A 21,300-nucleotide genomic window follows, 5' to 3' on the forward strand; every position below is an offset into this window, starting at 1 on the left:
AACACATTGTTTCCAATTTCTGCTAAATATGAATTGTTTAAAAACACTAGTTAAATCCTATTTTCAGTTAAAAATACCAATCGAATGCAGATACTTCTGACTGATTTTCGTATACTTAATCGTTGGCCGTTTCGCATGTAACCGTTCGTGTGCCGCTAGCGGTTTCGCGCTAAATCCCTTAGCATTGCTCGACCCTTGAAAGAACAAGTTAGTCTTCCCCTTCGCAACTTTCAAGGCATAACGTCCCGTAATATAATTCTTATCGCCATTCTCCGCAACAAATAATGCGTGTAAATTCCAACGATTGCGACCGACCTGATAGAACGTATTTGTCCGATTGGCTTTTAATTTTTTAGTGATCGGTGCCCCTGGATTAAGGTTAATCTCGCTAAACGTCTGTAAGCCTAATTTCATTGTTTTCCGAGAAATGACACTGCCATCGATCTCATGAGCTGTGATATGGAGGTAGACGAGGTCACTCGCATGCCGGTTTTTCGTCTTGGTTCCATAGGTATACCAATACCCCTGTAGCTGCTTGGGAATTGCTGGTAGTTGCTTCTGTGCCGCCTGGGCATGCGTTGTGGGGACCATTAAAAATACTGCTGCTAGTGAGAAAATCGCCAATAAACTCATCATCATTTTTTGCCAGTTGCTCGTCATCATATCTGCCTCCCGTCGATTGTGCCGGTCATCGCCTAATCTGATTGCTGACTAAAGTATCACTTACCGATGCGTCCATGTCAATCTAAAACAGCAAAAGAATGGTTATGAGAAGGGTTCCATAAATATTGGCATATCAGGTGTTTCGACCGGTCTGCGGAGAGAAATATCCCCCTTTATGATAATGTTTATCGCTAAAAAAGACTGCGAAAATTTCATTCACAGTCTCTCTCTAATTCAGATTGTCGAAACGTGTGACTAAGAGCAGCTGACTCCGCTTAACCCCATTAAGGAATGAACCCAAACCCAGGGTTCATCCCTTAATGACGTTAATGCTCGCCAGCTAGGCGCTCTTGGTCACACTCTGGCTTAAACGCCCTAGTCGCCGCCACGGCCTGTTGCCAGCCGGCGTACAGGTGATTGCGCCGGTCTTCGTCCATGTTTGGCGTGAATAAACGCCCGGACGTCCGGATCTCTTTGACCTCATCCAGATTTTTCCAGTAGCCAACGGCCAATCCCGCCGTAATCGCGGCACCCATGGCCGTCGTTTCTTCATCGGCCGCGCGTTGGACCGGCGTACTTAAAATGTCGGCTTGGAACTGCATCAAATAGCGATTCCGCGAAGCCCCACCATCGGCCATCAACTCGGAAATATCGATCCCGGTATCCTGCTTCATGGTCCGCAAAACGTCCCGCGTCTGGTAGGCAATCGACTGCAGGGTCGCTTTGACAAAGTCATTACGGTTCGTCCCCCGCGTCAGGCCGAACACCGCGCCTTTAGCATCCGGATCCCAGTATGGCGCGCCCAACCCGTTAAAGGCCGGCACGACATAGACTTCATCCTCATCGGTCGATGCCATCGCCGCCTGTCGTGATTCCGGTACGCTGCTGATGATCTGCATGCTTTCGTGCAACCAAGCCAGCGCGGTTCCGGCAACCAAGATGGACCCTTCCAACGCATAAGTCACTTCACCATCGAGTTCATAAGCGATCGTGGTCAACAGGTTGTGTTTGGAAAGTTGCGGTTCATGCCCCGTGTTCATCATGACGAAGGCCCCATCCCCGTACGTGTTTTTCACCGTCCCGGGTTCCAAGGCCAGTTGTCCAAGGAGTGCGGCTGATTGGTCACCAATGATACCGGCAATCGGCACTTCGACCCCGTAGAACTGGAAGTTTTGCGTGACGCCGTAGACTTCCGAACTGGATTTGACCTCTGGCAACATGCTTACCGGAATATTTAACCAGCTCAAAATATCCGTATCCCATTTCAAAGTGTGGATGTTAAACATCATGGTCCGGCTGGCGTTACTGTAGTCGGTGACGTGAATCTTACCACCGGACAACTTCCAAGCCAGCCAACTGTCAACGGTCCCAAATAACAGCTCGCCATTTTCAGCGCGTTCCTGCGCACCCGGCACGTGGTCTAAGATCCAACGCACCTTGGTGGCACTAAAGTAAGCATCGACGACTAACCCGGTCTTTTCCTTGATAGTCTCCGCACGCCCCGCCGCCACCAATTCTTTGGCAAGACTGGCCGTTTGTTGACTTTGCCAGCCAATGGCGTGATAGATGGGCTCGCCGGTAACCTTATCCCAAACAATCGTGGTTTCCCGTTGGCTACTGATGCCGATGGCTTGAATATTTTCCGGGTGGATCGATGCATCGATCAATGCACTCGCAATCACCGACAACACGCTGTTCCAGATCTCATTGGCATCGGACTCGACCCATCCCTTGCGTGGATAGTATTGCGGAACTTCCTTATAGCCTTCAATCACCTTACGTCCGGAGTGATCAAAGATCAGTGCCCGCGTGCTACTGGTCCCTTGGTCGATCGCTAAGATGTAGTCTTCCGGTTTTTTTAGTGCCATATGTAAAAACTCCCTCCAAAATGTCTCTGTTTACGAAAACGGTTTCAAATTCACTGCGCTAATCATAGCACGTCCCTTGTGAAAAACGCTAAAATTTGACCCAGACCACTTCCGCCTTGAAAGTTTCTTAACCTTTATACCGTTAACTTTCGCCCCGCCAGAAAGGACTGATCAAAGTCCGCGGCCGATTTCACTTGTTTGCCGAACTCATCGATCAACGCGTGAAACTCTTGGCAATCGCTGAGACCCAAGGAAAACTGCGGCAAAACTTTTTTCTGAAACGCCGGATAGGTCTTCGGCATAGTCACTCCCAGCCACGTAAATAGCCGGCGCGCATAGGTATCGACCATGAACGTGCCATAATCCAGCGTGTACATCAAGATGTAATCGGCCGTTTCGTTGCCAATGCCCGTGATGCTCAGTAGATCCCGGCGTAGGCTGGCCCCGTCTTGGCGCTTCAGCACGTCCAGGTCATCATCGACCGTTCCCAAGAAATCGGCCAAAGCTAAGATAGCTGCGCCCTTGCGGTGATAGAAACCGCTGGTCTGAATCAACGGGAGCAGCTCCTCTATGGAAAGTTGCCGCAGCCGTGCTGGGTCAAATCCTGTTTCGCGTTTCAAATTGATCAAGGACGGCTCCACGTTACGCCAATTGGTGTTCTGGACCAAGATAGCGCCCAGCATAATCTCAACGGGCGTTTCGGCCCAAAGCGTCCCCGGCCGTAGCCAAGGTTGCGGGCCCATCTCCTGCGCCATAGTGTGGTACAACTCTTCAATGGTCACGCAGCACGTCTCCCTTCTATTTTCCGTTCCGATACAAGACAAAAGCCAGCCGCGTTTGCCGTGACTGGCCGTTTAGCCAACTCTGTTGCTTTATTCAGCGTCGTCGTTACGCTTGATGACCAAGCGAATATCGTCATCGACACCTTCAGGATTTAACTCCTCTTGGTAGTCGAAGTTGGCGCTTTCAAAATACTTCTTGATTTCGTCGTTCAATGTTTCCACGGCACGTACATCCTGGTCCTGCCGTTTTAATAAAAGCGTGTATTCCTTGGAATCCTCATCGACATTCTCGAACTTGTATTCAATCGCTTCGGAATTCAAAATTTCTTGAATCAACTGCCGTTCTGTCATCACGTTTACCTCGCTTAAATTTTTAGTCTACTACCTTACTATAGAGTTATTCACGAAAATTGTTAATTATTTCATCAAGTTTTTTTCGGTGACCTAGCCAAACGGCCCTTCTCGACAAGCTTCATAGCGGACGCGTATACTGAGCATTAACCGAAATTTTGAAAGGAAGCGACGCTATGCGCCCACGAATCGCCTTACCCGCCGATACCCTCGACGAAGCCACCAACATCATCAACGAACGAAATGCGGCCTTTGCGCCCCGACCAGCTGTCGAAGCCATCGTTAAAGCCGGCGGTCTCCCCATCATCTTGCCCAGCGTCGATCCGGCCGACGTTGCCGACTACCTGCCCCTATTTGACGGGGTCATCTTCCTGGGCGGCGCCGATGTTGACCCCACCTTTTTCGGCGAGGAACCCCACATGCGCCTGGGAAAGACTTACCGGAAACGCGACTTATTTGAAATTGAACTGTTGAAACAGGCCGTGGCCGCCAACAAGGCCATCATGGGTATCTGCCGCGGCCTTCAGCTGATCAACGTTGGCTTGGGCGGCACCCTCTACCAAGACCTCAGTGAGGACCCTAACGCCACGCTTAAGCACAGTCAAGCGGCCATGGGCAACCAGCCCAGCCATCACGTGACCGTCGTCTCCGGGAGCACCCTCGCCACCCTGACAGGTGAACGGCCCTACGTCAACTCGCGGCACCACCAAACCGTCAATGTCGTGGCCCCAACGTTGACCGTGACGGCCCGTGCCGATGATCAGGTCGTCGAAGCCCTCGAATCCAAGGATAGTGACCAGATTCTCGCAGTCCAGTGGCACCCGGAAAACATGTACAAACACCACGATGAGTCGCGACAGCTCTTTAAAAATTTTATCGACCGGGCGGCTAAGCGAATCGACAGGGATTGACAACGCTGGCTGAGCAGAACACCAATCTTATAGACTCGGCCTTTTCGCGACTTCAGGTTGTGCTCGCACCGTTACTATTGGTAAGGCGCAGGACGCACTAAGTTTCCCAATTTCATGCTTAGCATCCCATCGGCTAAGCCATTCAGCCGTTAAACAACTGACGTTATCCTGACGATTTCCATGTAAATTTGTTGTAAAAGACCTTTTAATCCACCTCGTCTTCGACTAAACTAAGAAATAGACTGAAAAGAGAGGGATGAGTGCGCGTGGCGAAGATGCAGGATTTTGGACAACGGATGCGTTTTTTAGGGTTTTCTATTGTCCTTAATTCCGCCGCTAACGCGTTAACCATCTCAACTAATTTGGGGAGTGCCGTTTGGACGGGGTCATCCGTGAACCTGGCCAACTGGATTCACGTCCCCTTAGGCTCGACCTTATTCATGTACGGTATCGTCATCACTCTGCTGAACCAGGTTTTGCTGGGCCAATTCGACCGGCGGCGATTCATCTCAAACCTGTTGTACATCATCCCGTTTAGTTACCTGGTCGAGTGGATCGGGTACTTCTGGAACTGGATTGGTGTTGACCAGCTCGCCTTACCTTGGCGCGTAGTGGTCGACATCATTGGGCTCTTTGGGGTGGCGTTTGCCGTCTCCATTTATAATCGTTGTAATATTATCATGCACCCCAACGATGACCTCGCTTATATCCTGCGGTTTAAATACCTGCGGGGATCCGCCGTCATTGCCCAATGGGCCAGCTACACGCCCCCATTGATCATCATCATTCTATCGTACCTGTTTACCGGTCAGCTCCACGCTATCGGCTTCGGAACGGTCTGGGCCTTGGTCACCCAAGGCATCGTGATGGCGTGGGCGGACACGCACATTTTTCCGCAACTCAAACACCACGTTGACGTTTAACTTACAATTTAAAACCGGCACCCTGACCACTTATAGATTAAGCGATTAGGATGCCGGTTTTTTTAACCTATTTTCACTTAAATTCCTGGGCCAGTTTATCAAAGTTGACGGTTCCTAGACCAGCCGCCTGATTGTACGTTTTCCCGGGCTGACCGACGTAGTAGAGATTGCTGTTGGCCGTCGATGAATCCAACCGCGTAAAGGGTGAATCGGCCGATTGGGCCAGACTGTAGAGTTGCGGATTCCACAAGCCGACGCGTTGACTGCGGTCACTGTTGATATCCGCCGCCACTGCCGCAAACTGTGGCGCCACAAAGCTCGTGCCGCCCATGGTCTCCCAGCCGTCGGCACCGGTGTAGACGTCATACCCGGTCAGCGGATCGGCGTCGGCCACCACATCCGGATAATTGCGGCCATTCCCCGTTCCCTGAATTAATTCGGGGTGTAGCCGTGGCAGCCCATTTCCGGTCAAATACTGCCGGGCCGCATACGTGTTCACGCCAGAAATGCCTTGCTGATACTTAGGCGTCGCGAACAACGTCGAAATCCCACCGCCACTGCCGCTTTGCAACATTGATAACAGGTCCGAGCTCCTCATAAAGAATGACCGATCCTGGCGATAAGCGCCGAACAAGGCATCCCCGCCCCAGGTCCGTTCCTGAGAAATGTCGACCTTTGCCCCATCCGGCAACTGACCGGAAATCGGCAACGTTGTCCCACCAGTCGCCGTGACCCACGGATCATCCGCCGGGAAATTGGTATAAATACCATAACCCACAGATCCATCACGCGACAGGTCTTCGCTATAAGCGCCCGAATCACCGGTCGCAGCAAAGGTTGAGATTCCCTGCGTCGCACCTTGAGCCAGCAACGTATTCATAATGTTCCCGTAAAGGGGCGTCAGCAGGTGTGCGCTGTTCATCTCCTGCAAGATGCCCTCCGAAATGCCCCAGCTCAACGATAGCGAACTAGCCCGATTCTCACCAAAAGCACTGGCGAAGGCGTTGATCCAGCCAACGTCACTCAAAGCCGCGGTGTAGACGCGAATCTTAGCCTGCGGCGCCAACGCACCAGCCTGCTCCACATCCAACGACGTTTCGGTATTGCCCGGATCGACGTTGCCCCAGACATTGGCGCCACCGGTCGCGGCAACACTCAACCGATTAGCGCCGGCCGGAACCCCTTCAGCCGACCAAAAATGAGTAATGTCTCGCGTGTCGACCTTACTAAAGCTAATGATGCCAACGGTTTGACCCCTCCCCTGATGCTGATCAGCCACCGCGGTCGCGTGATACTGAGTCAAAAAGTTTTGGGGCGCCCCATTCTTGGTCGGACCATCCGTCGACGTGCCATCGGTCGCCAAACTGGTCATTTTTACCAAATTGGTCATCCCGACAATTGCCTCGATTGGTTGAGCAATGGTCTTAGGCAGCCGCGGTTGTTTAGCCGAATATTGTAGGCGCGTTCCGTGATACCGGGCCGTTTTAAGATTGGTCGCAAACGTCTTATCCACGGCGGACGCAGACCCTTTCAATTCCATAAATAAACCATCGTTGAACGTCGTGACGGTCAAATGCTGTTTCTTAAAGTAGTTGGTCAACCGCTGTGTGGTGCTCGTTGATTGACCGAAGCGCTGCCGAAATGTTTGTGGCGTCAAAAAATCCTTAAACGCCGAATTTCCTGGCGTATTCACAGCCAAGGCCGTCTGCGTCAATTGTGCTGAATTGCGCGGCTTTAAGACTAAGTCTAAGGTAACCGTCTTACCCCCAGCTAATTTTTTGATTTTCTTTAAACTGGTCAACTGACTTGCTCGATAAGGCGTTGCCAGCGGCGTGGTCTTGGCGGCATTGGCCACCACGCCAAAGCTCCCCAGACCCACCAATAGGCTGGCCATCAATATTCGAATTTTCATGCCGTATCCCCCCATCAGCATTATTATAGGCACGACCCCCGAAAAGTAACGTCCCACTCGCCATTTCCGGACGGTATCGTTACTCAAGTTAACAAAAGGAGCCCATCCAGCAACGGATTGGCCCCTTAAAAGGTATATTTAAGACTCATTACTCATTAAAACTGATAGACTTTCGCTTCATATGGCCGCAACGTGTCGCCTTGATCATCCGGGTAATTACCGATCAAGACCCGGGCATCAGCGGGCACGTCATAATGCCGACTCAGCGTTTCCTGCGTATCATTGAGAATAACTAGTAAAGTCGTTGTCGCATTCTGCCGCGTGTAGGCGTAGACCTGTTCGTCGTCCTCATTACCCGCGACTAACGCGTAGGTCCCATCCGTGATGACGGGTAGCGTGTGCCGCAAGCGAATCAATTTTTGATAGTAGTAGAAAATGGAGTTCGGGTCAGCCAGCGCCTGTTCGACGTTGATGGTCGGATAGCTGGCATTGGCCTTTATCCACGGCGTATGTGTGGAGAAACCGGCGTTGGCGCTCGCATCCCACTGCATCGGTGTCCGCGCATTATCGCGGCTGCGCATGCCTAAATACTTCAGCATCTGCTTACCCGTCAGCACGTGTTGGTCATCCACCAACACATGATAGGCGTTAATGGCATCTAGGTCGCGATAGTCATCCAGACTTGCGAAATGGGCATTGGTCATCCCAATTTCTTCCCCTTCATAAACGTACGGCGTCCCCTGTTGCAGGTGCAGCATCGTCGCCAACATCTTAGCACTCAGCACCCGGTAGTCCTCCGTCGAATCGTTGCCAAACCGAGAAACTACTCGTGGTTGGTCGTGGTTATTCCAGTACAACGAATTCCACGCCGTACCAGCCAAACCAGTTTGCCATTTTGTCAGATTGGCGCGTAAGTCCTTCAAGGATGCCTTGCGGTCAGTCCAGCGTCCCAGGACAGGATTGGTACTTTCATCGAGCCCCATGTGTTCAAATTGAAAGACCATGTTGAGCTCATCGCCGTCAAGATTGGCGTATTGTTTAGCCTCCTCGACGTTGACACCGGGGGCTTCACCGACCGTCACCATCTTATGTTGGCTCATCACATTTTGATTCATTTCTTGTAGGAATTCATGGATGCGCGGTCCATTAGCAACGACCGAACCGGCGTCCCCGTAGACTTGCCCCGCTACCTTCTTTGCATCTGGGAGTCCTTTTGGCTTGGAAATGTAGTTGATGACATCCATCCGGAAACCGTCAACCCCCTTGGCCGCCCACCAATTCATCATGTCGTAGACCGAGTGCCGGACGTTGGGATTTTCCCAATTCAAGTCGGGTTGTTGTGGCGCGAACAAATGCAGGTAGTACTGACCGGTCTGCTCATCTAGCTTCCACGCGGAGCCCGTAAAGGAAGCCCCCCAGTTGTTGGGTGCATGACCGTCCTGACCATCACGCCAAATGTAGTAGTCCCGGTACGGATTATCCTTCCCCTGCCGTGACTGCTTGAACCATTTGTGCTCGTCGGACGTGTGGTTAACGACCAGATCCATCATGATCTTCAAGCCGAGGCTGTGCGCCTTGCTTAACAGCGCATCGAAATCGGCCATGTTGCCGAACTCCGGATTGATGGCGCGATAATCGGAAATATCGTAGCCATTATCGACCTGGGGAGACTGATAAATGGGACTCAGCCAAATAATGTCGGCACCGAGCTTCTTAATGTAGTCTAGACGCTGCGTAATCCCCGGCAAATCGCCGATTCCGTCGCCATTACTATCTTGATAACTCCGCGGATATACCTGATAAACAACTGCATTTTGCCACCATTTTTCCAAGATGAATTCACTCCTTCATGTCTAGTCGCCCTGTGGTCGTTAGCTGCGACCACCAGTCATTTGAATTCCATTTCATGAGTAGCCAGCCCCTAAACCTATTTAGGGACCATTCACTAAGCATATTGATTACACAAACGTTTGTGTGTCTTTAATGTAATCCCTTTCATTTTATTTGTCAACGCACATTACACCCCAATTTTTAACCAGTTAACGCCAAACTAAAAGGGACCCCAGTTACCTAAGGTCCCACGTTTGCTATTCAAGTTCGCCAGTTAAAATAAACTGTTTGATTTCCTTTAACGTTCGTTTAGATTCCGGCAGTTTGGACCACAGAATGTAGTCATGCAACATCGACTTCATTTGATGGGCGCGGAATGGCGTGCCATTTGCCATCTGGAATTTTTGCAACAGGCGCTCATCATCGGCGGCCAACAATTCATTGGTCCCATAATACAGTTGGACTGGCCCGAGGTCATCGAACGTCCCGTAAATTGGGCTCACCACGGGATCGGTCACGGGATGGTCACCGGCGTACTCGAAACCAATCTTCTTCAGTGTTGCCAACGTCAGGTACGGATCGTGTTTCGCCGCTGCCTGAAGGTCGGGATTCATCATACTGAGATCCGTCCACGGGGACACTAGAATGGTCCCGGCCGGTAACGGCTCCTGGTGCAACTTCAACTGTTGAAGCAAGGTCAAGGCCAAGCCGCCGCCAGCCGAATCGCCCATCAGAAAGAATTGGTCATCCGGATACTGCGCGCGCAAGTAACTATAGGCGCGCATCGCAAAGACCACCGTTTCGTCCACGGTCGCCTCGGGCACCAACGGATAATCTACGTAAGTTATCCGCAGATTGGCCTCGTTGATCAACGTTTCCATCAGTTGCCGGTGACTATCGATGCCCTGCATGGTATAAGCGCCGCCGTGAAATAACAACACGTGTTGCGGCAATGGCGCGCCAGAAGCGGCCGTCAATAAGCGGCCACCGAAAACTCGGCGTTCCTCAGTCACAATGTTCGCCGCAAACTTTTCGGGCACGACGGCACGGTTCTGCCGACTAGGCTGTAAAAATGCTTGCTGGATCTGTTGTTTGAGCTGACTGTGTTGGGTCTTGAAAAGTAACCATTTCCCACGCAAACTCACGACTATCACCCTATCTTTTTGCCTTCGTCAAATCCCTGTATTCTCTTAAGCCGCCCTGATTACATGTTTCAAAAGTCGAAACGTATAAAGACAGTATACAGCGTTTGGCGGCAAAACACCTCCCCCAGAATCAATTACTAGGTAATTTCTATGAAAACCGTTAGAATAGAAGACGTGACAGCTGATATTGAAAGGTGGATAAACTGATGACAAATAACCGAATTTTAAACGTGACTGGCGGCCGGAACTTCCGTGAGCTCGGTGGGTACCCAACAGTCGACGGCCACACGGTTAAGTGGCACAAGTTACTGCGGACCGCGGGACTCGCGGACCTCACCCCCACTGATCAACAAAAACTGACCGATTATGGCGTGGTGGCCGACGTAGATTTCCGTTCCAAAGATGAACAGAAACAAGCGCCCGACCGCGTACCAGCAGGGGCCACGTATCATTTCTTGCCAGTGTTCCCCGCTGACGACCAAACGGATGCTTCGGCGACCGAGGACGAACTGGAAAAACGCTTCTCGGCCAATGACCAAGCCGGTCACGACCACATGGTAGAGGTCTACCAACAAATGGTGACGCTACCGTCCGCGCAAAGTGCCTACCATGACTTCTTCGCAACGATGTTGGCGGCCGACCAGCCCGACCAAACGGTACTGTTCCATTGTACGGCCGGCAAAGACCGGACCGGGATGGGCGCCTTCTTTGCGCTGAGTGCGCTGGGCGTTGACCCCCAAGTCATTCGCAAGGACTACTTGCTGACTAACGAAACAACGGCTGATCACGTCAACCAGATCAGTGAGGATGCCCGGAAACAGGGGCATGGCGAAGCATTCGTCACCAACTTGCGGGCACTATATTCCGTGAGCGACGACTACTTTAACGCCGCAACAAAATTGATCAACACCCAGTTTGGTGGCGCACAAGATTACTTACACGATGTCTTGGGCTTATCTCATAGTGATTTAAATAACTTTAAACAACTCTATTTAGACTAACACCCATTGCCAGACTAACCGTTTTAGCGGGTAGCCTGGTTTTTCTAACCCACGAAAGGACCTGATGAGATGAAAAAGAAAACTCTGACTTGGACGCTACCCCTACTAGGAATCGCCGCAACGTCGTTAATTGCCAGCGAGCACCTGTTCAATTTTGCCTTTAAACGGGTCAACTACGTCCCGGAAACTTCCGCGGATAAACAAAAATACGCCGACGCCTATTACGCCTACGTCGACTGGTATCAAAAGATTAATAAGGAAAAATGGTATCTACACGAACACGACCCGAAGAATCGGATGGTGGCGGAATACATCCCTGCCGAAAAGCCGAGCAAGCAGACCGTCATTATTTCTCACGGCTACAAAGGAAACGGCGAAACGATGGCGAACTTTGCCCAGATGTATCATCGTCTAGGCTTCAACGTTCTTCTGCCCGACGACCGGGGCCACGGTGAAAGTGCCGGCAAGTACATCAGCTTCGGCTGGCTCGACCGGCTGGACTACCTGCAATGGATTCAGCAGACCATCGACCGGACCGGTGATGACGTGAAGATTCTAATGTTTGGTGTCAGCATGGGTGGGGCTACGATGGAGATGCTCTCCGGCGAAGACCTGCCATCTCAGGTCAAGGCGATCATTGCCGACTGCGGCTACTCCAGCATTGAGGCCGAACTGACCTACCTGTTGAAGCGTCAATTCCACCTGCCAAAATACCCGATTGAACCGCTGGTCAGCACTATTTCCAAGCGGCGACTTGGCTACTACCTCGGTGATGTGACCGCCACGGACCAACTCAAGAAAAACAAACGACCGATTCTCTTCATCCATGGGGAAAAGGACGTGTACGTCCCAGTTGGCATGGCCTACGAAAACTACGCGGCGACCCATGCGCCTAAACAACTGTGGATCGTGAAAAACGCCTCCCATGCCGAGAGTTTCTGGACGAATCCAGAGCGGTATCAAGCCCATGTGACGGAGTTTTTGCAGACTTACTTTGAATAGAACGTTAGCATAGAATGAAGGAATTAAAGTGAACAAGTTTAGACGGATCCTTTTAGCAATTTTTATCGCCCTCATTGGCTGCGGCTTATCGCTAACTTCGGCTCAGGCGACCAGCGTCAGCCACGAACAAACGGCCATTAAAAAGATTGCTAAACGGGATCTCAAGCCAATGGGCGGTCGCTGGTCCGTCAAAATCACCCGGTTAGGCCATTCACCAGTCAGCGTTCAAACCGGTAACGCTAAGGTTGGACGACAACGTGCCGCCAGTACGATCAAGGTTTATATCATGCTGACAATTTTCCAGCGGGCACAACTGAAGCAGCTCAAGCTTACCTCACAGGACCAGCGCGACTTAAAACTGATGATTCACAATTCAGATAATAACGCCGCTAACCGCTTGATTAAGCGCGCCGGTGGGATGAAGCATGTCAATCAGACCATCAAAGCATCTGGTTTCAAGCAAACGACGCTAAACCGCCATTTACTAGATACGCAGGCTCTACATGCGGGCCACGACAACTATACGTCGGTTCGAGATTTGACTACTTTTTTGACGCGTGTCTATCAGCATCGCTTGTTAGGAAAAAAATACGATCAAAAGATGCTGAACCTACTCAAGGGGTGCCGTAATCACAGTAAGTTGCCGCATCTTGTTAAGCAGGCGACGGTTTACAACAAGACTGGCGAATACCCCGATCTGGGTGTCCAAAACGATAGCGCCCTATTTAAGACCAAACATGGGGTCTACACCATTGTTGTCTTGGCCCAGAGTGGTCATCAGTATCAACAATATCGTGGCATGAATCGTTTAGGCCGAGATGTCGTCACTTATTTTAATCAACATCAATAATTAAAATCGCCGGTCCAGTTCAATTACTGTACCCGCGATTTTTTTAAACTCTGATTAGGTTTGTTGGATAGGAATTTTCGTCTGTCCAACGCGTAATTTCCAGCCGATTTATTCACCGTTTTTCACGAGGCGCCTGCCGGAAACGCCGTTTTATCAGCATTTTCCAACCACGTCTCCCCTTGTACGCCCAATCTTAACCTGACCTGAAATCCCAGGAATCTTCACACATTTAGATTTCCTTTAACAATTTGTCGCAAAGTCATCACAACTTTAGCCCTTTTCTGGTCACAATCTCCGGGTATAGTAATAATCATAGTAATTAGCCAATAACTGTTACTACTCAAATTCTATATCCAATCCCTTTTAGATTCTCTCCCCCTAAGAGAATCATTCCCTAGTTAGGTTCCCTCAAGCCTAACTACTCCTCTAATAATGAATTCACACCCCCTATGTGAATCCACTCCTCATGATAAAAATCGCGCCGCTCTCCTCCCCGAGAGTCGCGCGATTTTTTTGTTGTTCTAACTGCTAGTTAGGCAACCTAGTATGGCCTTCGCCTTACCGGCCGCCAGATATGGGCCGGAACGGCGCGGACACACCTTGAAGCCTCGAAGCCCACGAGTCTACAAGGTTGGTCTTCTGCTAAGCCGGCGGAAAACCACCACCAACTAAGCAGAACGACGCGCCTGAGCCCATATCTGGCGACCCCTCGGCTGACATAATAGTCCTCTGTCAGCTAAGAATATGATTGTAAAATCGTTATCCGTCAGGCCAAAAATGTCGAGTCTACAAAACTTTTAACATTTTTCGTGGCAAAACACAATCAAAGCCGGAGGAGGCCAGGGATGTAGCCAGCCGTGACAACGATGTTAGTCGGGGGATTTCCGACTTACATCGTGGACGAATTTGAAGACACGTGGTCTTCGTGGCTTCAAATCGAGCGAGAAGACTGGTGGTCTTCCAGTCTGAAGCGTCCCCACGGCAGGCGGAATCCCTGGCAGCCGGAGTGCGACCAATTTAACAATACGTTTTTCAAGCCTTAGCGATTGGGTTACATCAACCCTAACCGCTTAAAGATAAAGTCCACCCGCCGTAAATGGTAATGGTAGTCGAAGGCATCCGCAATCTGGTCTGGCGTCAGGCGACTCGTAATCTTGGCATTGGCTTCCACCAACGGCCGGAATTGAACCTGTTGATCCCAGGCTTGGGCCGTCAAGGGTTGGACCAAATCGTAAGCATCCTCGCGACTCAGACCCGCCTCGATCAACTTCAACAAGAGGCGTTGACTATAGATCAACCCGTACGTCCGGTTCATGTTGGCCTTCATCGTTTCTGGGAACACGTCCAGGTTCGTCAAAATCCGGTTGATGCGGTTCAACATGTAATCCAATAACGTCGTATCTTCCGGTAAAATCATCCGTTCCGCCGACGAATGGGAAATGTCGCGCTCATGCCACAAGCTGACGTCTTCGTACGCCGTGACCATGGTTCCTCGCAGGACACGGGCCAAGCCGGTCACGTTTTCCGAACCGATCGGATTACGCTTATGGGGCATCGCCGACGACCCCTTTTGGCCGGGATTGAAATGTTCTTCGACTTCATGAATTTCCGAGCGCTGTAGACCGCGAATCTCCGTGGCAATGTTTTCCACACTAGTCGCAATCAAAGCCAGCGTTGAAGTGTAGTCGGCATGTAAGTCGCGTGGCAAGACTTGCGTGGCGATTGGTTGGGCGCTGATGCCCAACTGATCACAGACAAAGGCTTCTACCTCTGGTGGCACGTTGGCAAAGGTCCCCACGGCGCCACTGATTTTACCCGTTTCCACTTCGGCAGCGGCCCGGTCAAAGCGATCGAGGTTGCGCTGCATTTCCGCGTAGAACCGCGCAATTTTTAGGCCAAAGGTCGTTGGTTCGGCCTGGACGCCGTGCGTCCGTCCAATCATCACGGTGTCCTTATATTGAAGGGCCATCTTTTTAAGCGTCGCAATCAAGGTTTCCAAGTCCGTCCGTAGAACTGCATTAGCTTGCTTCAAGCGGTAACCCTGCGCCGTATCCACGACATCGGTACTGGTCACGCCAAAGTGAATCCACTTGCGTTCGGCACCTAGCGATTCGGAAACGTTACGCGTGAAGGCCACCATGTCATGGTGAGTCACCGCCTCGATTTCGGCGATCCGGTCGACATCAAAGGTGGCATTGGCCCGAATCTTAGCTGCATCTTCGACGGGAACCTCCCCTAATTTAGCCCAAGCTTCATCAATAGCGATTTCCACAGCCAACCAAGATTGGTATTGATTCTCTAATGACCAAATCTGGCCCATCTCCGGTCGGGTATAGCGTTCTAACATGGCGATTTCCTCCTTGAAAGTCAGTAAAACACGAACATTATTTTAATATTTCGGAATTGCTTCACTATTTATCATAACATAGATTGTCCTAATTTTACTAGTCATTTCCGTGTCATGACGGGATTTATTAGTTGTGGGGCAACATTAAAAAGAACAATAATTAAGACAATTTGAAAAATAGTTCGCTTTTTAGTTGATTTCCATTCCCGAACTTGATACAATGATTCTTGCTGGGTGTTCGGCCTAGTAAAAAATAACGATGAGGTGTTTGCGATGTCATCAACAGTAGTAGTTGGTAGTCAATGGGGCGATGAAGGTAAAGGAAAGATCACGGATTTTCTAAGTGAGAAGGCTGATGTCATTGCCCGCTACCAAGGTGGTGACAACGCCGGCCACACCATTGTCTTCAATGGTCAAACGTTTAAATTACGGTTGATTCCATCCGGTATCTTTTATGCCGACAAGCTGAGTGTGATCGGTAACGGGGTCGTTGTGAACCCGAAGTCCTTGATTGAAGAACTCACTTACCTCCACGATAACGGCGTTTCCACGGATAACTTACGGATCTCCGACCGGGCCCACGTGATTCTGCCTTACCATATCTTATTGGACCAAGCCCAAGAAAAAGCTAAGGAAAACAAGATTGGCACCACGAACAAGGGTATCGGGCCGGCCTACATGGACAAAGCCGAACGAATCGGGATTCGTATCGCCGATTTGCTCGACCACGACATCTTTGCCGACAAGCTCCGGCAAAACTTAATTGAAAAGAATAACGTTTTAACCAAACTATATAATGTAGAACCACTCGATTTTGATACGATTTTCAACGACTACTATGCGCTTGGTCAACGGATCAAAGGCCACGTGACTGACACGTCCGTTGTCATCAACGACGCCATCGATGCCGGTAAGAACGTGCTGTTCGAAGGTGCCCAAGGCGTCATGCTCGACATCGACCACGGGACTTACCCCTTCGTCACGTCTTCTAACCCCGTTGCTGGTGGCGTAACCATCGGTGCCGGCGTTGGCCCAACCAAGATCGACCACGTTGTCGGCGTCTGCAAGGCCTACACATCACGGGTCGGCGATGGCCCATTCCCAACCGAACTCTTCGATGAGATTGGCGACACGATTCGCGAAACCGGCCACGAATACGGCACGGTAACCCATCGCCCTCGCCGAATCGGTTGGTTTGACAGTGTTGTTCTCCGCCACGCCAAGCGGGTTTCTGGACTGACAAGCCTCTCACTGAACTGTTTAGACGTTCTGACAGGCTTGGAGACCGTTAAGATCTGCAAGGCCTACGAACTAAACGGCGAGACCATTTACCACTATCCCGCTAGTCTGGTCGACTTGGACGCCTGCCAACCCGTTTACGACGAGCTGCCAGGTTGGACGGAAGATATTACCCACTGCCATTCCGTCGAAGAATTACCCGTTAACGCCCAAAATTATGTGAAACGTTTAGCCGAACTGGTTGGTGTGGAAATCGCCACACTTTCCGTCGGCCCCGACCGCGAACAGACGAACATTTTACACGACGTCTGGAACGCCTAACCTTAATAAGGAGTGACTGTCCATGCATCCTGCCGAAGTATTTGACTATGAAGATATTCAACTGATTCCTAACAAATGCGTGATTGAAAGCCGGAGCGAGGCCGATACCAGTGTTCAATTTGGCCCCCACCGCTTCAAGATTCCCGTGGTTCCCGCCAACATGGAAACCGTCATCAACGAACCGTTAGCCGTTTGGCTGGCAAAGCGCGACTATTTCTACGTGATGCACCGTTTCCAACCCGAAGAACGCCGGGGTTTCATCGAACGGATGCACGAGAAGTCACTCTTTGCTTCCATTAGTGTTGGCGTCAAGGCCGACGAGCACGCCTTCATTGACGAACTCGCGGCCGCTAACCTGGTTCCGGAATACATTACCATCGATATTGCCCACGGCCATAGCGAAGCGGTCATCCGAATGATCAAGCAGATCAAGGAAAAATTACCGGATAGTTTTGTCATTGCCGGTAACGTTGGGACGCCCGAAGCCGTTCGTGAACTGGAAAACGCCGGTGCGGACGCCACCAAGGTCGGTATCGGCCCAGGGAAGGCATGCATCACCAAGCTCAAGACTGGTTTTGGGACCGGCGGCTGGCAACTCGCTGCCGTGCGGCTCTGTGCCAAGGCAGCCCGGAAACCAATCATCGCTGACGGTGGGATTCGCTACAACGGCGACATTGCCAAGTCGATTCGTTTCGGCGCAACTATGGTCATGATCGGCTCCATGTTGGCCGGTCATGAGCAGTCCCCTGGTAGCCTGTTGACTATCGACGGGCGGACCTTCAAGCAATACTGGGGATCTGCCTCCGAGAAGCAAAAGGGGGCCTACCGTAACGTTGAGGGCAAGCAAATGCTGGTCCCTTACCGCGGCGATATTGCCAACACGCTGAACGCCATGGAAGAAGACTTACAATCCTCCATTTCGTACGCGGGTGGCCGCAACCTGATGGACATTCGCACGGTAGATTACGTCATCGTGAAGAGCTCCATTATGAATGGCGATAGTTACTAAACAGCTTAAATACACAAAACACGCAGGCTTCCATTGGAGGAGGTCTGCGTGTTTTGGTGTGTTTAAGTTCGGGATCACAATGCCCTTTTGATTTTTAAGTGACACTATCTTAGTTAATTAACGCCATCCATAAACGACTCAAATTCTAAACCGTTCCACAACTTCAGCACGCTTCGAACGCCGCAGCAAAATTAGGGCAACCACACCGTAAATGACCAACGGAATCAGCCCACTCCAAGCGGGGATATTTCCCTTGGATATGAGTCCACTCCGAGCCAGTACCTGCGTGTCAAACATAAAATGCAACAGGATTGGCCAAATCAAGCTTCCCGAACGCAAATAAGTTGCGCTTTGCAGGAGACCAAAGCCAAACGCCATCAATACTTGGCTAATGGTGATTGAAACCGACTGATGCGATAGATTAATCAAATGGCTCGCCGCAAACAACGTGCTACTCAGTAAAACCGCCAGCCACACAGAGTTTCCCCGACCAATTCGTTGGAGAAACCCAACTAGCAGGACTCCCCGGAAGAGAGATTCCTCAAAAATGGCTACTAACAGGGCCACTACAGCCATCACCAGCACGTGCTTCACGCTTTTTCCGTGTGCTAACTGTGCTTCCAAGAACGCCAATAGGAACACTACTAAAAATAACGAAAACGCATTGACCCTGAGTTGCGCGCCAAACGACAAGTCCGTTCGCAACTGAATGCGGACCTTCAGCCAGTAGTGATTCAGTAACCAAACCACCAACAGTACCGTAACCTCTTCTAAGAGCGCCGATACGGTAATTGAAAATCTCAACCGCTCAAATAGTGTCCCCACACCATTCATCACAGCCAATACCACAATCCACGCAACCACCAAATAATAGACTGGCTGTTGCTTTCCCCTATTGAAATCCACGAAAACTACCCCTTCGTATGTTTGACATGAATTTAGTATACCGCTAAATCACCTGCTGCCTCGCTAGTTTATGGGGCAAAGTTTCTTTGCGACCATGCTAGGCCACCAAACCAACAGAAAAGCCGGCTAATCTCTCAGCCGGCTTCCCCATTTTTTCACATGACATACAGGTCACTTTATATAGTAACAAATTTTTCGACTTCTGGCTTCTTTTCAGCCTCACCGAACGACCAGTACCGAGATGGGCGCGTACTTGGCCATGTAGGCGGCTTGACTGCCGAAGTGCCGACTGACGCCCTTCTTTGCGAGCGACCCCACCACCAACAGATCCGGGTGAACCTCTGGAATCACATCCTTCACGATAGTTTCGCCGGGTTCACCCTCGGTCACGATCGTCCGGACGTGTTCAACGCCAGCGGCTTGGGCCTTTTCCTGATACGTTTGGACGTGTGCGACCAAGTCATCGTATTCGCCGTGAACAAAATCCGTATTCATCACCTGATAGACGTTCATCGCCGCATTTTCCAAAACGGAGACAATGACCAACTCGGCATCATCGCGCTTAGCTTGTTCGATGGCGTAATCAAACGCCAACAGCGCATCCGCCGAATCGTCGACCCCTACCAGAATCCGTTTAAATGTTGTGGTCGTCATCTTAACGACCTCCTTCCGTCGTTTCTGCTGCCTTGGCTTCGGCGGCCCGAGCAATCGCTAGCCGCTTATTGCCGCGGTGTAATTCAACGATCGTCCATGCCAGCAAGGCCAAGACCGCAAAGATCAAAACGTAAGCAATATCATTGGCCAAGGCTAATTTAGCACCAGTCACGTTACTCCCGAAGAAGCCTTGGACTTGTCCTGGCATCCCCTCAAGGTTCAGCCCGGTCAGCGCGATTACAGAAATCCAGCCTAACACCTTGAGCCACCAGGAGTTTTTGAACCGTTCGCCCATTTCCAGCTTGCTGTCGGTCATCATCAACAGTGGCAACATGGAAAATGGCAGAGCAAACGCCAGGAAGACTTGCGAATTGTTCATCAAATCATTCAGGGCAACGTGTTCGTCAATGGCACTCTTGCCGCTGGTCAACATGACGCAGACCAGTACGGGAATGACGGACAGCACCCGGGTAACCAAGCGTCGCAGCCACAATGGCATCCGTAAATGAACGAAGCCTTCCATGACGACTTGCCCGGACAGCGTCCCGGTAATCGTCGAGTTTTGACCTGAAGCGAGTAAGGCAACGGCGAACAGCGTGGAGAGAATCCCCGTCCGCGCCACGCTACTCAACAGGCCATTGCTCATCGTCGACGTGTTAGATAAGGCTTGGAACAGGCCGAAGAATGAAGGGTCCTTGACGGCGCCGGTCTTGAAGACGGCCACCCCCATGATCAACAGCAACGCATTGACGAAAAAGGCAAACGTCAGTTGAATGTTGGAGTCCAAACCGGCAAATTTGACCGTCCGCGCCACATCTTCCTCATCGTTGTGGTCGATCGACCGTGTCTGGGCAATCGCCGAGTGGAGGTACAGGTTATGTGGCATGACCGTCGCCCCAATGATCCCCAGGGCACCATTTAACGGCGTCATCCCCGCAACGCTAGTTCCCGTCGAGAAGGTCTTGCTCGTTGGAATCAGGCCCTTGAACACGCCGACCCAATCGGGATTGGACAGTGCTACTTGGTAAACGAAGACCAATAGAATGACCATGATGAGGCAAACGACGATAGCTTCAATCTTCCGAAAGCCAACCTTGGTGAGTAATAAGAGCAGTAACACATCAAAAACCGTGATGAACACCGCAATGACTAACGGAATATGGAACAGGAGGAACAGTGCAATCGCCGCCCCAATGACTTCGGCAATGTCGGTCGCCATAATGGCCAATTCGGTCAACAGCCATAACACGATGCCTAGTGACTTGCTGGTCCGCGCGCGAATCGCTTGGGCCAGATCCATCTGACTCACGATGCCAAGTTTAGCTGCCATGTATTGCAATAACATCGCAATCAAACTTGACATCAAGATGACAGACATCAACAGGTACTGAAAGTTCTGACCACCGGTGATCGACGTCGACCAGTTGCCGGGATCCATGTACCCCACTGCGACCAACGCACCAGGCCCTGAGTAGGCGAAAAGTGTCCGCCAGAATCCGATATTCTTGGGAACCTTGACCGTCCCGTTGATTTCTTCCAACGAACGGCCGTTGGCATATTCAATCAACTTATGTTTCTTTTCCATG

At 51.0% G+C, this 21,300-nt stretch carries 18 protein-coding genes; 7 read left to right on the forward strand and 11 right to left on the reverse strand.

What is annotated here, in order from left to right; translation table 11 throughout:
- Nucleotides 1–63: 63 nt before the first annotated feature.
- From JUF10_RS10120 to JUF10_RS10135, 4 genes are all read right to left on the reverse strand, one after another.
- Nucleotides 64–663, reverse strand: coding sequence for a hypothetical protein (locus tag JUF10_RS10120; RefSeq protein ID WP_203642059.1), 600 nt, complete (start codon nucleotides 661–663; stop codon nucleotides 64–66).
- Between the two features lie 326 nt (nucleotides 664–989).
- Entirely contained in the window at nucleotides 990–2,531 is a 1,542-nt protein-coding gene (gene glpK, locus JUF10_RS10125; protein WP_203642060.1) for a glycerol kinase GlpK, read from the reverse strand.
- A gap of 134 nt (nucleotides 2,532–2,665) precedes the next feature.
- The gene (locus JUF10_RS10130) at nucleotides 2,666–3,313 is read right to left on the reverse strand and encodes an endonuclease III domain-containing protein (RefSeq protein ID WP_236008200.1); all 648 of its coding nucleotides are present in this window, start codon (nucleotides 3,311–3,313) and stop codon (nucleotides 2,666–2,668) included.
- A gap of 90 nt (nucleotides 3,314–3,403) precedes the next feature.
- Nucleotides 3,404–3,664, reverse strand: a complete 261-nt coding sequence (locus JUF10_RS10135; RefSeq protein ID WP_048734262.1) for a hypothetical protein — start codon at nucleotides 3,662–3,664, stop codon at nucleotides 3,404–3,406.
- Nucleotides 3,665–3,840: 176 nt separating this feature from the next.
- Between JUF10_RS10135 and JUF10_RS10140 the strand changes: the two genes are divergently transcribed.
- Together JUF10_RS10140 and JUF10_RS10145 are read left to right on the forward strand one after the other, a co-directional pair.
- Nucleotides 3,841–4,575 carry a gamma-glutamyl-gamma-aminobutyrate hydrolase family protein gene (locus tag JUF10_RS10140; protein WP_203642061.1) on the forward strand — a complete coding sequence of 245 codons (735 nt, stop codon included), beginning with the start codon at nucleotides 3,841–3,843 and terminating at the stop codon, nucleotides 4,573–4,575.
- Nucleotides 4,576–4,841: 266 nt separating this feature from the next.
- Nucleotides 4,842–5,498: a DUF6198 family protein gene (locus JUF10_RS10145; RefSeq protein WP_203642062.1), complete on the forward strand. Its 657-nt coding sequence runs from the start codon at nucleotides 4,842–4,844 to the stop codon at nucleotides 5,496–5,498.
- 73 nt (nucleotides 5,499–5,571) lie between these two features.
- Here JUF10_RS10145 and JUF10_RS10150 read toward each other — a convergent pair whose 3' ends face one another.
- From JUF10_RS10150 to JUF10_RS10160, 3 genes are all read right to left on the reverse strand, one after another.
- The gene (locus tag JUF10_RS10150) at nucleotides 5,572–7,410 is read right to left on the reverse strand and encodes a S53 family peptidase (protein WP_236008201.1); all 1,839 of its coding nucleotides are present in this window, start codon (nucleotides 7,408–7,410) and stop codon (nucleotides 5,572–5,574) included.
- Nucleotides 7,411–7,565: 155 nt separating this feature from the next.
- The gene (locus tag JUF10_RS10155; protein ID WP_203642063.1) at nucleotides 7,566–9,242 is read right to left on the reverse strand and encodes a glycoside hydrolase family 13 protein; all 1,677 of its coding nucleotides are present in this window, start codon (nucleotides 9,240–9,242) and stop codon (nucleotides 7,566–7,568) included.
- 255 nt (nucleotides 9,243–9,497) lie between these two features.
- Nucleotides 9,498–10,385 (reverse strand): alpha/beta hydrolase, encoded by an 888-nt coding sequence (locus JUF10_RS10160; RefSeq protein ID WP_203642064.1) that lies wholly within the window; start codon nucleotides 10,383–10,385, stop codon nucleotides 9,498–9,500.
- A gap of 206 nt (nucleotides 10,386–10,591) precedes the next feature.
- Here JUF10_RS10160 and JUF10_RS10165 point away from each other — a divergent pair, with 206 nt between their 5' ends.
- The 3 genes from JUF10_RS10165 to JUF10_RS10175 all read left to right on the forward strand — a co-directional run bounded on the left by JUF10_RS10165 (nucleotide 10,592) and on the right by JUF10_RS10175 (nucleotide 13,238).
- On the forward strand, nucleotides 10,592–11,386 hold the full coding sequence (locus tag JUF10_RS10165) for a tyrosine-protein phosphatase (protein ID WP_203642065.1): 795 nt from the start codon (nucleotides 10,592–10,594) through the stop codon (nucleotides 11,384–11,386).
- Between the two features lie 69 nt (nucleotides 11,387–11,455).
- Entirely contained in the window at nucleotides 11,456–12,388 is a 933-nt protein-coding gene (locus JUF10_RS10170; RefSeq protein ID WP_203642066.1) for an alpha/beta hydrolase, read from the forward strand.
- A gap of 28 nt (nucleotides 12,389–12,416) precedes the next feature.
- Entirely contained in the window at nucleotides 12,417–13,238 is an 822-nt protein-coding gene (locus tag JUF10_RS10175; protein WP_236008202.1) for a serine hydrolase, read from the forward strand.
- Between the two features lie 1,051 nt (nucleotides 13,239–14,289).
- Here JUF10_RS10175 and purB read toward each other — a convergent pair.
- Nucleotides 14,290–15,585, reverse strand: a complete 1,296-nt coding sequence (gene purB / locus JUF10_RS10180) for an adenylosuccinate lyase (protein ID WP_203642067.1) — start codon at nucleotides 15,583–15,585, stop codon at nucleotides 14,290–14,292.
- A gap of 273 nt (nucleotides 15,586–15,858) precedes the next feature.
- Between purB and JUF10_RS10185 the strand changes: the two genes are divergently transcribed.
- Both JUF10_RS10185 and JUF10_RS10190 read left to right on the forward strand, forming a co-directional pair.
- Nucleotides 15,859–17,145, forward strand: a complete 1,287-nt coding sequence (locus tag JUF10_RS10185; protein ID WP_203642068.1) for an adenylosuccinate synthase — start codon at nucleotides 15,859–15,861, stop codon at nucleotides 17,143–17,145.
- Between the two features lie 22 nt (nucleotides 17,146–17,167).
- Nucleotides 17,168–18,154, forward strand: coding sequence for a GMP reductase (locus JUF10_RS10190; RefSeq protein ID WP_203642069.1), 987 nt, complete (start codon nucleotides 17,168–17,170; stop codon nucleotides 18,152–18,154).
- A 138-nt stretch (nucleotides 18,155–18,292) separates the two neighbouring features.
- On the opposite strand, the gene JUF10_RS10195 is transcribed toward JUF10_RS10190, so the two are convergent.
- From JUF10_RS10195 to JUF10_RS10205, 3 genes are all read right to left on the reverse strand, one after another.
- Nucleotides 18,293–19,060 carry a CPBP family intramembrane glutamic endopeptidase gene (locus tag JUF10_RS10195; RefSeq protein WP_203642070.1) on the reverse strand — a complete coding sequence of 256 codons (768 nt, stop codon included), beginning with the start codon at nucleotides 19,058–19,060 and terminating at the stop codon, nucleotides 18,293–18,295.
- A 219-nt stretch (nucleotides 19,061–19,279) separates the two neighbouring features.
- A complete protein-coding gene (locus tag JUF10_RS10200) occupies nucleotides 19,280–19,714 on the reverse strand; it encodes a universal stress protein (protein ID WP_203642071.1) in 435 nt (144 codons plus the stop codon).
- 1 nt (nucleotide 19,715) lies between these two features.
- Nucleotides 19,716–21,299 carry an Nramp family divalent metal transporter gene (locus JUF10_RS10205; protein ID WP_203642072.1) on the reverse strand — a complete coding sequence of 528 codons (1,584 nt, stop codon included), beginning with the start codon at nucleotides 21,297–21,299 and terminating at the stop codon, nucleotides 19,716–19,718.
- Nucleotide 21,300: the final 1 nt, after the last annotated feature.

The sequence above is a fragment of the Levilactobacillus andaensis genome (genome assembly GCF_016861695.1).
Classification (GTDB): Bacteria; Bacillota; Bacilli; order Lactobacillales; family Lactobacillaceae; genus Levilactobacillus; species Levilactobacillus andaensis.

Coding starts and splice junctions, on each gene's coding strand:
- JUF10_RS10140 (WP_203642061.1), top strand. CDS start 3,841: ATGCGCCCACGAATCGCCTTACCCGCCGATACCCTCGACGAAGCCACC.
- JUF10_RS10185 (WP_203642068.1), top strand. CDS start 15,859: ATGTCATCAACAGTAGTAGTTGGTAGTCAATGGGGCGATGAAGGTAAA.
- JUF10_RS10170 (WP_203642066.1), top strand. CDS start 11,456: ATGAAAAAGAAAACTCTGACTTGGACGCTACCCCTACTAGGAATCGCC.
- glpK (WP_203642060.1), bottom strand. CDS start 2,531: ATGGCACTAAAAAAACCGGAAGACTACATCTTAGCGATCGACCAAGGG.
- JUF10_RS10150 (WP_236008201.1), bottom strand. CDS start 7,410: ATGAAAATTCGAATATTGATGGCCAGCCTATTGGTGGGTCTGGGGAGC.
- JUF10_RS10135 (WP_048734262.1), bottom strand. CDS start 3,664: ATGACAGAACGGCAGTTGATTCAAGAAATTTTGAATTCCGAAGCGATT.
- JUF10_RS10120 (WP_203642059.1), bottom strand. CDS start 663: ATGATGACGAGCAACTGGCAAAAAATGATGATGAGTTTATTGGCGATT.
- JUF10_RS10165 (WP_203642065.1), top strand. CDS start 10,592: ATGACAAATAACCGAATTTTAAACGTGACTGGCGGCCGGAACTTCCGT.
- JUF10_RS10205 (WP_203642072.1), bottom strand. CDS start 21,299: ATGGAAAAGAAACATAAGTTGATTGAATATGCCAACGGCCGTTCGTTG.
- JUF10_RS10200 (WP_203642071.1), bottom strand. CDS start 19,714: ATGACGACCACAACATTTAAACGGATTCTGGTAGGGGTCGACGATTCG.
- purB (WP_203642067.1), bottom strand. CDS start 15,585: ATGTTAGAACGCTATACCCGACCGGAGATGGGCCAGATTTGGTCATTA.
- JUF10_RS10190 (WP_203642069.1), top strand. CDS start 17,168: ATGCATCCTGCCGAAGTATTTGACTATGAAGATATTCAACTGATTCCT.